Here is a 12910-nt window from a genome sequence, read left to right as displayed (position 1 = left end):
GTAGAACATACATCGAACATATGGCCCAGCTCGACACGCGCCAGAAGCTCGATATCCTTGCGGATGCCGCCAAATATGACGCGTCCTGTGCGTCTTCCGGCACCAGCAAGCGGGACTCGGCCGGCAAGGCGAACGGTATCGGCTCGACCGAGGGGATGGGCATCTGCCATGCCTATGCGCCCGATGGCCGCTGCATCTCGCTGCTGAAGATTTTGCTGACCAACAGCTGCATCTTCGATTGCCATTACTGCATCAATCGCAAGAGCTCGAATGTCCGCCGTGCGCGGTTTACGGCGCAGGAGGTGGTTGACCTGACGCTCGCCTTCTACCGGCGCAACTATATCGAAGGACTGTTCCTGTCCTCGGGGATCATCAAGTCGTCCAACTATACGATGGAGCAGATGGCCGAGGTGGCGCGATCGCTGCGCGAGGATCACCACTTCCGTGGCTATATCCACCTGAAGACGATCCCGGACGCCGATCCGGCGCTGATCGATCTCGCCGGACGGCATGCCGACCGGATCTCGATCAATATCGAGCTGCCGACCGAGGCGGGATTGACCCGGCTCGCGCCCGAGAAATCGGCGTCGGGCATCCGCAGCGCGATGGCGGGCATGAAGGCGTCGATCGAGGATGGGGCAGACGCCCGGCGGCGCTACAAGTCGGCCCCCCATTTCGCGCCGGCCGGGCAATCGACACAGATGATCGTCGGCGCCGATGCCGCCAATGATCGTGACATCATGGGAACGGCGAGTGGCCTCTATGATCGCTTCGGCATGCGCCGCGTCTATTATTCGGCGTTCAGCCCGATTCCGGATGCGTCGGCGATCCTGCCGCTGCGGCGGCCACCGCTGATGCGTGAGCACCGCCTCTACCAGTCGGACTGGATGATGCGCTTCTATGGCTACAAGCCCGCCGAAGTCGCGGCGGCGACCGACGAGCAGGGCATGCTGCCGCTCGACATTGATCCCAAGCTGGCCTGGGCACTGCAAGCGCGCGAGATCTTCCCGGTCGACGTCAACCGCGCTCCGCGCGAACTGCTGCTGCGCGTGCCGGGTCTTGGGGTGAAGGCGGTCGACGCGATCCTGGCAACGCGGCGCTGGCGCAGGCTCGGGCTAGCGGACGTGAGCCGGTTGTCGCGCTCGATCGCCAAGCTGCGGCCGTTCATCGTCACGAAGGACTGGCGCCCGACGGGGCTGATCGACCGCGTCGACCTGAAGACCCGGGTGACCGAGCAGCTGGAGCTGTTCGGGTAGCGGCCATGGCTTCACGCTTTGCCGTCATTCCAGCGAAAGCTGGAATCTCCTCGTTCCTGATCTGCGTCGAAGGCAGGGAGATCCCAGCTTTCGCTGGGATGACGGGAAGGTAGCGGCTGGCGTGTACCGCGTCCTCCTCTCCCGCCCCGACGACTATGAAGGCTGGCGCGATGCCGCGCGCGCGCTGGCGCTGGCGGATGTATCGCCCGAGGCGATAAGCTGGCAGGTGGCGGGCGAAGCCGGCGATCTGTTCGGTGGCGATCACGACCCCTTGCCAACTCCGATCCGCCCGCCGTTCAGCGTGCCGAAGCGCTTCCTCGATCTTGCCGAGAGCGTCGTGCTCCACAGTGATCCCGAACGCTTTGCGCTGCTCTACGCGATGCTGCTGAAGCTGCGCGAGCAGCCGCGCGCCATCGAGGACGAGGCCGACCCGCTGCGCCGCCGGCTCGACCTGCTGGCGAAGGAGGTGCGCCGCGACATCCACAAGATGCGTGCCTTCGTCCGCTTCCGGGAAATCGATGGCGAATATGTCGCCTGGTTTGAGCCCGCGCATCATATCGTTCGCGCCAATGCCGGCTTCTTCGCGCGGCGTTTCGCGACGATGCGCTGGTCGATCCTGACGCCCGAGCTGTCGATCCACTGGAACGGCGAAGCGCTGTCCGAGGCACCGGGCGCCACCCGCGCGGAGGCGCCGGCGGGTGATCCGGTCGAGGATCTCTGGAAGGGCTATTATGCCGCGATCTTTAATCCGGCACGGCTCAAGATCGGCACGATGGTCAAGGAAATGCCGCGGCGATATTGGGCCAATATGCCCGAAACCGCGTTGATCCCGGAACTGGTGGCGGGCGCGCAGGCGCGCGAGACCCGGATGGTGGAGCGGATCGTGACGGACGGAAATGCGGAGAAGGCCTGGCAGGCGCTGCGCGCAGAGGCGGCGCATTGCACGCGTTGCGGCTTGTACAGATGCGCGACCCAGACGGTGTTCGGTGAAGGGCCGGTCGATGCCGATGTGATGATCGTCGGCGAGCAGCCGGGCGACCAGGAGGACCTCGCCGGCAAGCCTTTCGTCGGGCCGGCCGGGCAGATGCTCGATCGAGCGCTGGCCGAGGCGGGGATCGACCGGTCGCGCGTCTATGTCACCAACGCGGTCAAGCACTTCAAGTTCGAGCCGCGCGGCAAGCGGCGCATCCATTCCAAGCCAAATGCCGGCGAGATAAGCGCGTGCCGGTGGTGGATCGACCAGGAACGCGCGATCATCGCGCCCAAGCGCATGGTCCTGCTCGGCACGACCGCGATCCAATCCTTGATGGGGAAGGCGCTGACGCTGACCTCGCAGCGCGGGCGCGACCTGGTGCTGCCCGATGGCGCGGCGGCGCGCGCCACCATCCATCCGAGTTTCCTGCTGCGTATGCCGGACCGGTCACGCGCGGAGCAGGAGTTCGCCATGTTCGTCGAGGATCTGAAGGCTGCGGTGTCGCGCCGAGCAGGCCCAGGTTCGTCATCCTGAAACGCGTTCAGGATGACGTGGGTCCAGAACGGCTCAGATGCCGACCCCGCTGAGCAGCCCGAAGGCCTGGAGCAGCCACAGGATCACCACGATCACCACCACCACGTTCAGGATGCTTTTGATCTTGCCGTCCATCGGAATGTAGTTGTTCACCAGCCACAGCACGACGCCGACGATGATGAGGACGATGATGACGTGGATGAGCATGGGTCCCTCCGCGGCGATATCATATGGGGTGCGTACCGGTTTGAACCCGGAACGGCCGCGAATGGGCACGGCCTTGAACAGATCGGCGACCAGGCCGAAATCCGCCACCTGGAAGATCGGGGCGTCCTCGTCCTTGTTGATCGCGATGATCGTCTTGGAGTCCTTCATGCCGGCGAGATGCTGAATCGCACCCGAGATGCCGACCGCGATATAGACTTCGGGCGCGACGATCTTGCCGGTCTGGCCGACCTGGTAGTCGTTCGGCACATAGCCCGCATCGACCGCTGCGCGCGAGGCGCCGACCGCGGCACCRAGCTTGTCGGCAAGCGGCTCGATCACGCTGTGGAAGTTCTCGCTGTTCTGCAGCGCGCGTCCGCCGGACACGATGATCTTCGCCGAGGTGAGTTCGGGACGCTCTGACTTGGAGATCTCCGCGCCGAGGAAGCTCGACAGGCCGGCATCGCCGCCGCCGGAAACCGCCTCGACCGAAGCGGAACCGCCTTCGCGTGCCGCCTTRTCGAAAGCGGTGCCGCGCACGGTGATCACCTTCTTGGCATCCGACGACTGCACGGTGGCGATCGCGTTGCCGGCATAGGTCGGACGGGTGAAGCTGTCCTCGCTCTCGACCGACAGGATCTCCGAGATCTGCATGACGTCGAGCAGGGCTGCCACGCGCGGCGCGATGTTCTTGCCGTTGGCGGTGGCCGGCGCGACGAACGCGTCRTGTTGCCCCATCAGGTCGACGACCAGCGGTGCGACATTCTCGGGCAACGCATGCGCATAGGCAGCGCCGTCGGCGACATGGACCTTGACCACGCCGGCGATTTTCGCAGCTGCATCCGCGACCGCGCCGACGCCTTCGCCGGCGACCAGCAGGTGGACTTCGCCCAGTTTCGAAGCCGCGGTGACCGCGGACAGCGTGGCGTCCTTGACGGCGCCGCCCTCATGCTCAACCCAGACCAGCGTCTTCATGCTGCAACTCCCATCGCCTTGAGCTTGGCGACAAGCTCGTCAACATCGGCAACCTTGATACCGGCCGAGCGCTTGGGCGGCTCGGCAACCTTGAGCGTCTTCAGCCGCGGCGAGACATCGACCCCGTAATCGGCGGGGGTCTTCTGCGCGAGCGGCTTCGACTTCGCCTTCATGATGTTCGGCAGCGACGCATAGCGCGGCTCGTTGAGGCGAAGATCGGTGGTGACGATCGCCGGAGTCTTGAGGCTGACCGTTTCGAGGCCGCCATCGACTTCGCGGGTCACCTTGACGCTGTCGCCCTCGACYTCGACCTTCGAGGCGAAGGTGCCCTGCGGRCGGCCGATCAGCGCCGCCAGCATCTGGCCGGTCTGGTTCGAATCATCATCGATCGCCTGCTTGCCGAGGATGACGAGGCCGGGGGCTTCCTCCTCGACGATCTTGAGGCGGATGGCTTCCTCGACGGCGATCTCGTCGAACGGGTTCATCGACATCTTGACGTTGGCCAAGTCGACGCCGCTGCCGTCCATCTTGACCCGCGGCTTCACGTTGTAATCGATCACCCGCTTGACGGGTACGAGTATCTTCATCTCTCGTTCCTTCTCCGGTTTTCGTCATCCCCGGCGGAGGCCGGGATCTCAGGAGAGGCACGGAGGCCTTGCCGCCCGAGATGCCGGCCATTGCCGGCATGACGCATTGGGTTACGCGGCCGCCTTCACCTGGGCGACGATCTTCCGGGCGGCATCGCCGAGGTCGTCGGCGGCGACGATCGGCAAGCCGGAATTGGCGAGAAGATCCTTGCCCTGCTGGACGTTGGTGCCTTCGAGCCGAACGACCAGCGGCACCGACAGGTTCACTTCCTTCGCCGCGGCGATGATGCCCTCTGCGATGATGTCGCAGCGCATGATGCCGCCGAAGATGTTGACGAGAATGCCCTTCACCGCGGGATCGCTCAGGATGATCTTGAACGCGGCGGTGACCTTCTCGGTCGTAGCGCCGCCGCCGACATCGAGGAAGTTCGCGGGGAACATGCCGTTGAGCTTGATGATGTCCATCGTCGCCATGGCGAGGCCGGCGCCGTTGACCATGCAGCCGATGTCGCCGTCCAGCTTGATATAGGCGAGGTCGTACTTCGACGCCTCGATCTCGGCCGGATCCTCCTCGCTCTCGTCGCGCAGCGCGAAGACGTCGGGGTGGCGGTAGAGCGCGTTCGAGTCGAAGCTCACCTTGGCATCGAGCACGAACAGCTTGCCGTCGGTGGTCTCGACCAGAGGATTGACCTCGAGCATCGCCATGTCGGTCGCCATGAAGGCGTTGTACAGCTGCTCGGCGAGCTTGACCGCCTGCTTGTTGAGATCGCCCTTCAGCTTGAGCGCGAATGCCACGGCGCGGCCGTGGTGCGGCTGGAAGCCCTCGACCGGGTCGATGATGATGGTGCGGATCTTCTCAGGGGTGCTGTGCGCCACCTCCTCGATGTCCATGCCGCCTTCGGTCGAGACGATCATGGCGATGCGGCCGGTCTTCCGGTCGACCAGCATCGACAGATAATATTCGGATTTGATGTCGGCGCCGTCGGTGACATACAGGCGATTGACCTGCTTGCCGGCTTCACCTGTCTGGATCGTCACCAGCGTGTTGCCGAGCATGTCCGCGGCGTTGGCGCGGACTTCGTCGACCGACTTGGACAGGCGGACGCCGCCCTTGGCGTCGGGGCCGAGCTCCTTGAACTTGCCCTTGCCACGGCCGCCGGCGTGAATCTGCGCCTTGACCACATAGATCGGTCCAGGAAGCTTTTTCGCGGCTTCGACCGCTTCGTCGACGGTCAGCGCGGCATAGCCGGCCGGGACGGCCGCGCCAAATTTCGCCAACAGCTCTTTGGCCTGGTATTCGTGGATGTTCATGGTCGAGCCTAATCCCTCAGAGTCCGATCAAATCGGCTGGGGCTTAAGCATGAAAGAGCGGCCTTGAAAACCCCGCGCACGGCGATTCGGATGCTGCGCCGCAATATTGATTCTTTGTAGGGCTAAATCAGCTTGCGATCGAGCAGCCGATGCCGGCCTTGAGGACCACCGCGACGATTTCCGGATCGTTCAGCGCCCGCAGCCGATAGACCAGCTCGTCGACGCTCATGCCGCGGACGTCGTGCTTGCCCAGGCCGCCGAGCGATTGCAGCCGCTTGAGCTGCACCAGCGACAGCCGATCGACCATCCTTTCGGCCATGCAGCTGGCCACCGGCGGCCGCAGGCCGGCCTCGATCAGCTTGCTTCGCACGCGCGCCTCGGGCGAGACGGTGGTGCAGGCGGCCAGCGAAAGCGCCGCGATCACGGGCAGCGTTGTAGCGAGGCGGGCGAGTTTCCGGCGGGGCATGCGACGCGCTCCTGAGCTATGTGGCCCGCGACGGGCCTGGCGCTTGTGCGCGGCCCCGCGTTGATCGGCGATGAACGGGTTTGTTGTTGGGACGAATCCGCCCGCGACTCAATCCCGCAATGGCATCCGCGTCACGCTTGCCGGTGGATGATCAGTTCGCGTCGCGTTCGGCGTGCTGGAGATCACCGTCGAGCCGCTGCCTGTACAGCTCCGCCATGGCGCGGTGCGCCGCGCTGGCCGCCTTGTGCGGGGCCTGGAGCGCGCGCTCGCATTCCTGCGCCAGCCGCTCCCGGTAATAGACTATATCCAGATCGGCCATCGGCGCCCCCTGTCCTGCAGGAAGCCGCCATTTGCCGGCCGGCGCATTAGCATGGATCAATGTGTTTGCACTTTTCCGACCATTTTGGCGCGACCGAGAGCTACCCCTCGGTGGTGGATCACCGCTGGTCGTCATCGATCCATTTCCGGACGACGGCCGGCCGATAGGCCTGCATCCGCGCGACCAGCGCTCGCGGTTCCTCCTCCACCATCAGCATCGCACTATGCACGTCGCGAAGGAAGCCGGCGGCCACCACGTCGGCGATGAACCCCGTCAGCTTGTCGTAGAAGCCAGCGATGTTGAGCAGCGCCACCGGCTTGGCATGATCGCCCAGCTGGCCCCAGGTCCAGATCTCGAACAACTCCTCGAACGTGCCGATGCCGCCCGACAGCGCGATGAAGCCGTCGGACAGGTCCGCCATCATAGCCTTGCGCTCGTGCATAGAGCCGGTGACGTGAAGCGCGCTCAGCCCATGATGCGCCACTTCCAGGTCGGCGAGCGCCCGGGGGATCACCCCGGTGGCGCGCACCCCGGCCGCCATCGCGGCGTCGGCGACGATGCCCATCAGCCCGACCCTGCCGCCGCCATAGACCAGGTCGATCCCCGCCTCGCCCAGCGCGGCGCCGAGCGCGCGGGCGGCGTCGGCGTGGACCGGATCATGGCCGGGGCTCGACCCGCAGAACACGCACAGCGATCTGATCATCGGCCTTTCACCACTGCGGCCAGCGGCATCGGTCCGTCGCCCAGGCTCAGCGCGATCCGGTCCGCCAAGCCCAGCGTCATGCGGTGGAAGCGGGCGATCAGCTCCGAGTCCATCGTGTATAGCGATTCGAGCATCCGGTAGCTGTCCGCAGCCGGCGTGTCGCGCATCATGCGGTGCGCGAAGCGGCGATAATAATCGCGGCGCGCCCAGCTCTTCGCGGCGTGGGTATGCAGCATGTGGTGAAGCGCCGCGCCCGACCAGTCCTGCGCCCCTGCTACCAGCAGCGCGGTGCGCGCGGCGTCGGCGAGCGAATTGCCGCTGACCGGGTGGAACAGCCCCGCGCGCAGGCCGACCTTGGCGACGCCCTCGCCGCCCGACCGCCAATAATTCTCGAAGTCGCCGCCCAGCACCACCGGCACGACGCCGGCCTGGCCGCGTTCCGATCCGCGGATGCGCCAGCCGAAGCGGGCGGCGTGGTTGACGATGCGCTGGCCATGGTCGGCCATATCGAGCCCGGGATGCGATTCGAAGCGGACGTCTTCGATGAACAGCCGGTCGTTCTCGATCGGCAGCATCGTCATATATTGGAAGCCGTCTGCGGGATCGGCGGCGGCGTCGATCAGGGTGGCGCGGCGTACGCTGTGCGGCCCGTCGAGCATGAGCTCATAGCCGACGAACTTGCGCCAGTGCAGGTCGAGCAGCGACAGGTCCGCGGGGCCGCGCGCGTCGATCACGCCATGCGCGGCGATCATGGTGCCGTCCTCCAGCACGACGCTGTCCGGGGTGATCGCGGTGGCGCGGCGGCCGGCCAGGATGCTTTCCGCCGGCATCGCCGCGCGCAGCGTCTTGTCGAACTGATCCGATCGGATGCTGTAGAAGGGTTGCGGCAGCGCCCGCTTGTAGCGCGGGAACACCACTGCGAACTCGCGCCAGCCATAGGTGACGAGCGGCTGGAGCAGCGACTTTTCCGGCTCCCCCACATCACTGTCGATGAATGACCAGAGATGATTGCCGCCCAGGCCGGGCGCGGCGTCGATGAGCAGGATCCGGCGGTCGGGTTGGGCGCGGCGCGCCGCCAGCGCGATCAGGCCGCCCGAAAGGCCGCCGCCGACAATGGCGAGATCGCAGGCAACACCGGTCATGCGCGCTTTATAGCTGCGCTGCACCATGACGCCAGCCTGCTAACGGGGGTTTCGCCCGGCGCTCTCTTTCGTTACCATTGTTCACATCCCCGGGGAGCCCCCGCCGTCGAAAATCTATTCGGCGGAAATTCGGAACAAGGGCTGAGAGGCGGCGCTGCAACGCCCGCGACCCGCTGAACCTGATCCGGCTCGCACCGGCGTAGGGAGGGAATGTCGTGCGCGACTTTTCTTCCTGACATCCGCGGGCCTCAATGGAGAGACGCGCCATGGCTGATATTCCCGCCCGCACCGAAATGAAGGTCACGACCGGGCCGATTCGCGGATCGCGCAAGATCCACGTCGAAGGGCCGCAGGGCGTGAAGGTGGCGATGCGCGAGATCGCGCTGGAGCCGTCGTCGGGCGAGCCGCCGGTGCGCGTCTACGACTGCTCCGGCCCCTATACCGACGACAATGCCCGCATCGACATCATGGCCGGCCTGCCGGCGCTGCGCCGCGACTGGATCATGGCGCGCGGCGATGTCGAGGACTATGAAGGCCGCGGCATCAAGCCCGAGGACAACGGCCTCAAGGGCCCGGACCGCTCGGGCGGCGTCACGCCCTTTCCGAACGTCGTGCAGCGGCCGCTGCGCGCCAAGGCCGGCCACAATGTCAGCCAGATGCACTATGCCCGCCGCGGCATCATCACGCCCGAGATGGAATATGTTGCGATCCGCGAGAATATCGGCCGCGCCGCGCTGAAGGAGAAGCTGGTCCGCGACGGCGAGGATTTCGGCGCGTCGATCCCCGATTATGTCACGCCAGAGTTCGTCCGCGAGGAGGTCGCCCGCGGCCGCGCGATCATCCCGAGCAACATCAACCATCCCGAGAGCGAGCCGATGGCGATCGGCCGCAACTTCCTGGTCAAGATCAACGCCAATATCGGCAATTCGGCGGTCGCCTCCGACGTCGCCGCCGAAGTCGACAAGATGGTCTGGTCGATCCGCTGGGGTGCCGACACGGTCATGGACCTGTCCACCGGGCGCAACATCCACGACACCCGCGAATGGATCCTGCGCAACTCGCCCGTCCCGATCGGCACGGTGCCGATCTACCAGGCGCTGGAGAAGGTCAACGGCGTCGCCGAGGACCTGACCTGGGAGATCTTCCGCGACACGCTGATCGAGCAGGCCGAGCAGGGCGTCGACTATTTCACCATCCACGCCGGCGTCCGCCTGCCGTTCATCCCGATGACCGCCAAGCGCGTTACCGGCATCGTCAGCCGCGGCGGATCGATCATGGCGAAATGGTGCCTCAGCCACCACAAGGAGAGCTTCCTCTACGAGCGCTTCGAGGAAATCTGCGAGATCATGAAGGCCTATGACGTCGCCTTCTCGCTGGGCGACGGCCTGCGCCCCGGATCGATCGCCGACGCCAATGACGAGGCGCAGTTCAGCGAGCTCAAGACGCTCGGCGAGCTGACCCAGATCGCCTGGAAGCACGACGTGCAGGTGATGATCGAGGGCCCCGGCCATGTGCCGATGCACAAGATCAAGGCCAACATGGACAAGCAGCTCGAAGCCTGTGGCGAGGCGCCCTTCTACACGCTTGGGCCGCTGACCACCGATATCGCGCCGGGCTATGACCATATCACCAGCGCGATCGGCGCGGCGATGATCGGCTGGTTCGGCACGGCGATGCTCTGCTACGTCACCCCGAAGGAGCATCTGGGGCTGCCCGACCGCGACGACGTCAAGGTCGGCGTCGTCACCTACAAGCTCGCCGCCCACGCCGCCGACCTCGCCAAGGGTCACCCCGCCGCCAAGGTCCGCGACGACGCGCTCAGCCGCGCCCGCTTCGAATTCCGTTGGCGCGACCAGTTCAACCTGTCGCTCGATCCCGACACCGCCGAGCAATATCACGACCAGACGCTGCCGGCCGAAGGCGCCAAGACCGCCCATTTCTGCTCGATGTGCGGGCCGAAATTCTGCTCGATGAAGATCACCCAGGAAGTGCGGGATTTCGCGGCGAAGCAGAATGCGCCGGCGAACACCTTCATCGCTGCCGGTGAGGCCGAGGCGGGAATGGCGCAGATGAGCGAGGTGTTCCGCGAGAAGGGCGGGGAGATTTATCTGCCGGCGGCGGAGTGAACGTCGCTTTGCCTGGGGCCTGATCGTTTGAGGTGGAAGCGCTACGCTTCCACCGGGAGCGTGAATCGGCCGTTCTTGCTGGTTCAGGGTCGTGCGCTCGCCGCTCCGGTAAGCTTCGCACGGCGGCGGCGCACGCTTGCGCCGACGAAGCCCAGGCCGACGATCATCATCGCCCATGTCGACATTTCCGGAACGGCGGGCGCTGCACTGTAGCTGATCTGATAGGGCGAGTTGAGCTCGGGCGCGCGTCCCGCCAGGGCAGGAGCGAAGTCGCCGTCGAGCCGGTTGGCGTGACATGGTCCACGGCCGTGGCCGATAGGATGGTGTCGTCGAGCGCGAACTTGTCGAAGGCGAGATCGGACGGGAATGCGACGGTGTTGGTGGCCAGATGTATTTCCAAATTCTCGATATTATCTTCGCTATGGGTGAGAACTTCGGTCCCCTTATAGCTCAGGACAAGGTCGATATCGCTGAAGCGGATCCCCGGCTCGCTGATCGATAGCGCAAAGAACGGAAAGACGGACGAGGCGAGGAGGGTCGTGAAAACGCCGTTCGTCCCCGTCAGGCTGTAGGTGAATGATCTCCAGCCTGGAGCGTCGTGCTCAACGGATCATCGCTTCCGGGGGCCAGGCTCGCGACGCCATTGCCGAAGTAGAGGACATCGAAGCTGTAGCTGGCCGCCGAGGCCGGGACGGTACCGCAGGCGCAATAGGCAGCGGCCAATAGGGACGGCAGCAGTGTCTTCCGTGATCCAAGCATGATGATCTCCCTGCTAGAACCCCGCAGACCGCCCGGAAAAGGCCCAACGCACGATTGCGGGAAAGCGGCCCACGCTTCGCCCGGTAAATGGCGGCGGTTCATTGTGGTCCCGGGGACGCATGGTCGGCGTGCCCTCGCCATCGAAGCCCCCGGCGGGCAGATGGCTACTCCACCACTCGTCATCCCGGACCTGATCCGGGATCTCGCTTTTCTATGTCCACCTGCAGGTTGCCAGCGCGTCAGGGCCAGTGAGATCCCGGATCAAGTCCGGGATGACCTTGGGGAGGGGGGACGGGATGACGGTGATATTCGGGGACACCCGCGGACATTATACTCAACAATGATATCGGCACTGCGCTAGCTCTAGCGCCTGCGCGTGACCTTTCCCGTTCACCGGGTAAACGGCCGACGTTCGCTGTTAATCTGGGGTGACCACCAGCCCTGAGGTCGCCGCTAAATGATCGTGATAGACTTGTAGTTCTTCTTTTGTTCTTGACATTTCTCTCCCTCTCTGCGACGATCAATGCTTCGCGGATATGCTGCCGGTCACCCACTTCAGCAGTGGATAAGTCCGGCGCGATTAATCTTCGAATCACGCTCATCACAGCACCTCACCGCCGTGTTCCGCGCAGGCTGGAAGGGTGCGTCCCGTGGAATGGAGAAGAATATGGGGGCCATGTTTCGCAAGAAATCGGTGCCAGCCGCCGGGCTGGCCAATGCACAGCGGACACCGATCGGGCAATTTCAGCCAGCCGAAGCCGCTGACTGGAAGATCCCTCGTCCGAACTTCGTCGAATCCATGATACCAATCGCAGGTCCGCTCTGGGAGGCAGCGGCCGATGTTCAAGACGGAAACTATGGCGGTGCCGCATTCAACGGCGTCATGGCGGTCGCAGATGCGCTGCCGGTCTCCCCCGCGATCAAGCTGGTCAGGCTCATGGGCAAACTTCGAACCGCAGGAAAGCTGAGGCGATATGAGGAGGGGCTTGCAAGCGCCAAAGCAATGCAAACGCGGTACAAGAGCCTGGAGCTAACGAAGGCCGGGCAGGAATTGCATCATACTATCCCGCATCGGTATGCTGGCGTAGGCCGCACGACCAAAAGCGCGATCAATCACCCGGCGCTCCTGAAGCCGATGGACAAGGCGATGCACCGCCGCCTCACTGGTGCCTGGAAGGGAGAGCCGGAGTTTAATTCTCTGCAAAAGCTCTGGCATGGCACGACCGACCTCCAGAAGACGGCACCGGTGGGAGTGACAGGATATGCGGCCGACGCCTGGGAAAATCTTCACCAGCCTTTGCCACCAGGCGAGCGCGAGAGGCGCCGCCGCTAGAGCATTCTGCGATTAGATTGACGCATAGCCTGAGTTTCTGAGGTAATTGGCGCATTCGGGTGCTGAGAAGGCGTCGAGGAGGGATCCGATGCGTCGCCAGGTCGCCTCGACCGAGCGCTCGGCGGCTTTGCGCAGCAGGGTTTTGAGTTTGGCGAAGACCTGCTCGATTGGATTGAGGTCGGGGCTGTAGGGCGGCAGGAACAGCAGCCTTGCGCCTGCCGC

Annotated in this window: 13 protein-coding genes, 2 pseudogenes and 1 riboswitch; of the genes and pseudogenes, 4 read left to right on the top strand and 11 right to left on the bottom strand. The window is 64.8% G+C overall.

Going from position 1 to position 12910, the window contains the following annotated elements; all coding sequences use genetic code 11:
* Nucleotides 1-20 precede the first annotated feature (20 nt).
* Nucleotides 21-1256, top strand: coding sequence for a putative DNA modification/repair radical SAM protein (locus tag AC1DQK_RS13860; RefSeq protein WP_477871460.1), 1236 nt, complete (start codon nucleotides 21-23; stop codon nucleotides 1254-1256).
* Nucleotides 1257-1377: 121 nt separating this feature from the next.
* A complete protein-coding gene (locus AC1DQK_RS13855) occupies nucleotides 1378-2763 on the top strand; it encodes a UdgX family uracil-DNA binding protein (RefSeq protein WP_477871458.1) in 1386 nt (461 codons plus the stop codon).
* A 33-nt stretch (nucleotides 2764-2796) separates the two neighbouring features.
* Here AC1DQK_RS13855 and AC1DQK_RS13850 read toward each other — a convergent pair whose 3' ends face one another.
* From AC1DQK_RS13850 to crtY, 8 genes and pseudogenes are all read right to left on the bottom strand, one after another.
* Entirely contained in the window at nucleotides 2797-2970 is a 174-nt protein-coding gene (locus AC1DQK_RS13850) for a Thivi_2564 family membrane protein (protein WP_477871764.1), read from the bottom strand.
* A 63-nt stretch (nucleotides 2971-3033) separates the two neighbouring features.
* Nucleotides 3034-3942: pseudogene (locus AC1DQK_RS13845) on the bottom strand (electron transfer flavoprotein subunit alpha/FixB family protein); the annotation flags it as partial.
* Nucleotides 3939-4529 (bottom strand): electron transfer flavoprotein subunit beta/FixA family protein, encoded by a 591-nt coding sequence (locus AC1DQK_RS13840; RefSeq protein ID WP_477871456.1) that lies wholly within the window; start codon nucleotides 4527-4529, stop codon nucleotides 3939-3941. The pseudogene AC1DQK_RS13845 and the gene AC1DQK_RS13840, both read right to left, overlap by 4 nt.
* Before the next feature lie 111 nt (nucleotides 4530-4640).
* A complete protein-coding gene (sucC, locus tag AC1DQK_RS13835) occupies nucleotides 4641-5840 on the bottom strand; it encodes an ADP-forming succinate--CoA ligase subunit beta (RefSeq protein ID WP_477871454.1) in 1200 nt (399 codons plus the stop codon).
* Between the two features lie 127 nt (nucleotides 5841-5967).
* Nucleotides 5968-6306 carry a hypothetical protein gene (locus tag AC1DQK_RS13830; protein ID WP_477871452.1) on the bottom strand — a complete coding sequence of 113 codons (339 nt, stop codon included), beginning with the start codon at nucleotides 6304-6306 and terminating at the stop codon, nucleotides 5968-5970.
* Between the two features lie 151 nt (nucleotides 6307-6457).
* Nucleotides 6458-6625 carry a hypothetical protein gene (locus AC1DQK_RS13825; RefSeq protein ID WP_477871450.1) on the bottom strand — a complete coding sequence of 56 codons (168 nt, stop codon included), beginning with the start codon at nucleotides 6623-6625 and terminating at the stop codon, nucleotides 6458-6460.
* Between the two features lie 118 nt (nucleotides 6626-6743).
* A complete protein-coding gene (locus tag AC1DQK_RS13820; protein ID WP_477871448.1) occupies nucleotides 6744-7328 on the bottom strand; it encodes an LOG family protein in 585 nt (194 codons plus the stop codon).
* Nucleotides 7325-8470, bottom strand: a complete 1146-nt coding sequence (crtY, locus tag AC1DQK_RS13815) for a lycopene beta-cyclase CrtY (protein WP_477871446.1) — start codon at nucleotides 8468-8470, stop codon at nucleotides 7325-7327. The genes AC1DQK_RS13820 and crtY overlap by 4 nt, the downstream gene beginning before the upstream one ends.
* Nucleotides 8471-8550: 80 nt before the next feature.
* Nucleotides 8551-8693, top strand: a riboswitch (TPP riboswitch).
* A 43-nt stretch (nucleotides 8694-8736) separates the two neighbouring features.
* Here crtY and thiC point away from each other — a divergent pair.
* Nucleotides 8737-10596: a phosphomethylpyrimidine synthase ThiC gene (gene thiC, locus AC1DQK_RS13810; protein ID WP_477871444.1), complete on the top strand. Its 1860-nt coding sequence runs from the start codon at nucleotides 8737-8739 to the stop codon at nucleotides 10594-10596.
* Nucleotides 10597-10679: 83 nt separating this feature from the next.
* Here thiC and AC1DQK_RS13805 read toward each other — a convergent pair.
* Together AC1DQK_RS13805 and AC1DQK_RS13800 are read right to left on the bottom strand one after the other, a co-directional pair.
* A pseudogene (locus AC1DQK_RS13805) lies at nucleotides 10680-10793 on the bottom strand (PEPxxWA-CTERM sorting domain-containing protein); the annotation flags it as partial.
* A 364-nt stretch (nucleotides 10794-11157) separates the two neighbouring features.
* On the bottom strand, nucleotides 11158-11355 hold the full coding sequence (locus AC1DQK_RS13800) for a hypothetical protein (protein WP_477871442.1): 198 nt from the start codon (nucleotides 11353-11355) through the stop codon (nucleotides 11158-11160).
* A gap of 667 nt (nucleotides 11356-12022) precedes the next feature.
* On the opposite strand from AC1DQK_RS13800, the gene AC1DQK_RS13795 reads away from it, so the two are divergent.
* Nucleotides 12023-12688 carry a hypothetical protein gene (locus AC1DQK_RS13795; protein WP_477871440.1) on the top strand — a complete coding sequence of 222 codons (666 nt, stop codon included), beginning with the start codon at nucleotides 12023-12025 and terminating at the stop codon, nucleotides 12686-12688.
* Between the two features lie 12 nt (nucleotides 12689-12700).
* Here AC1DQK_RS13795 and AC1DQK_RS13790 read toward each other — a convergent pair.
* Nucleotides 12701-12910: transposase (locus AC1DQK_RS13790; RefSeq protein WP_477871438.1), on the bottom strand; the 210-nt coding region annotated here is incomplete at its 5' end.

This window comes from Rhizorhabdus sp. P4_G5 (assembly GCF_056401065.1).
Note: the sequence above shows the minus strand (reverse complement) of the source record. Positions and strands in the feature narration are given on the sequence as shown.

Excerpts from the sequence above, each read along its gene's own strand:
- AC1DQK_RS13860 (WP_477871460.1), top strand. The coding sequence starts at position 21 with ATGGCCCAGCTCGACACGCGCCAGAAGCTCGATATCCTTGCGGATGCC.
- AC1DQK_RS13850 (WP_477871764.1), bottom strand. The coding sequence starts at position 2,970 with ATGCTCATCCACGTCATCATCGTCCTCATCATCGTCGGCGTCGTGCTG.
- sucC (WP_477871454.1), bottom strand. The coding sequence starts at position 5,840 with ATGAACATCCACGAATACCAGGCCAAAGAGCTGTTGGCGAAATTTGGC.
- AC1DQK_RS13830 (WP_477871452.1), bottom strand. The coding sequence starts at position 6,306 with ATGCCCCGCCGGAAACTCGCCCGCCTCGCTACAACGCTGCCCGTGATC.
- AC1DQK_RS13825 (WP_477871450.1), bottom strand. The coding sequence starts at position 6,625 with ATGGCCGATCTGGATATAGTCTATTACCGGGAGCGGCTGGCGCAGGAA.
- AC1DQK_RS13820 (WP_477871448.1), bottom strand. The coding sequence starts at position 7,328 with ATGATCAGATCGCTGTGCGTGTTCTGCGGGTCGAGCCCCGGCCATGAT.
- crtY (WP_477871446.1), bottom strand. The coding sequence starts at position 8,470 with ATGACCGGTGTTGCCTGCGATCTCGCCATTGTCGGCGGCGGCCTTTCG.
- thiC (WP_477871444.1), top strand. The coding sequence starts at position 8,737 with ATGGCTGATATTCCCGCCCGCACCGAAATGAAGGTCACGACCGGGCCG.
- AC1DQK_RS13800 (WP_477871442.1), bottom strand. The coding sequence starts at position 11,355 with ATGCTTGGATCACGGAAGACACTGCTGCCGTCCCTATTGGCCGCTGCC.
- AC1DQK_RS13795 (WP_477871440.1), top strand. The coding sequence starts at position 12,023 with ATGGGGGCCATGTTTCGCAAGAAATCGGTGCCAGCCGCCGGGCTGGCC.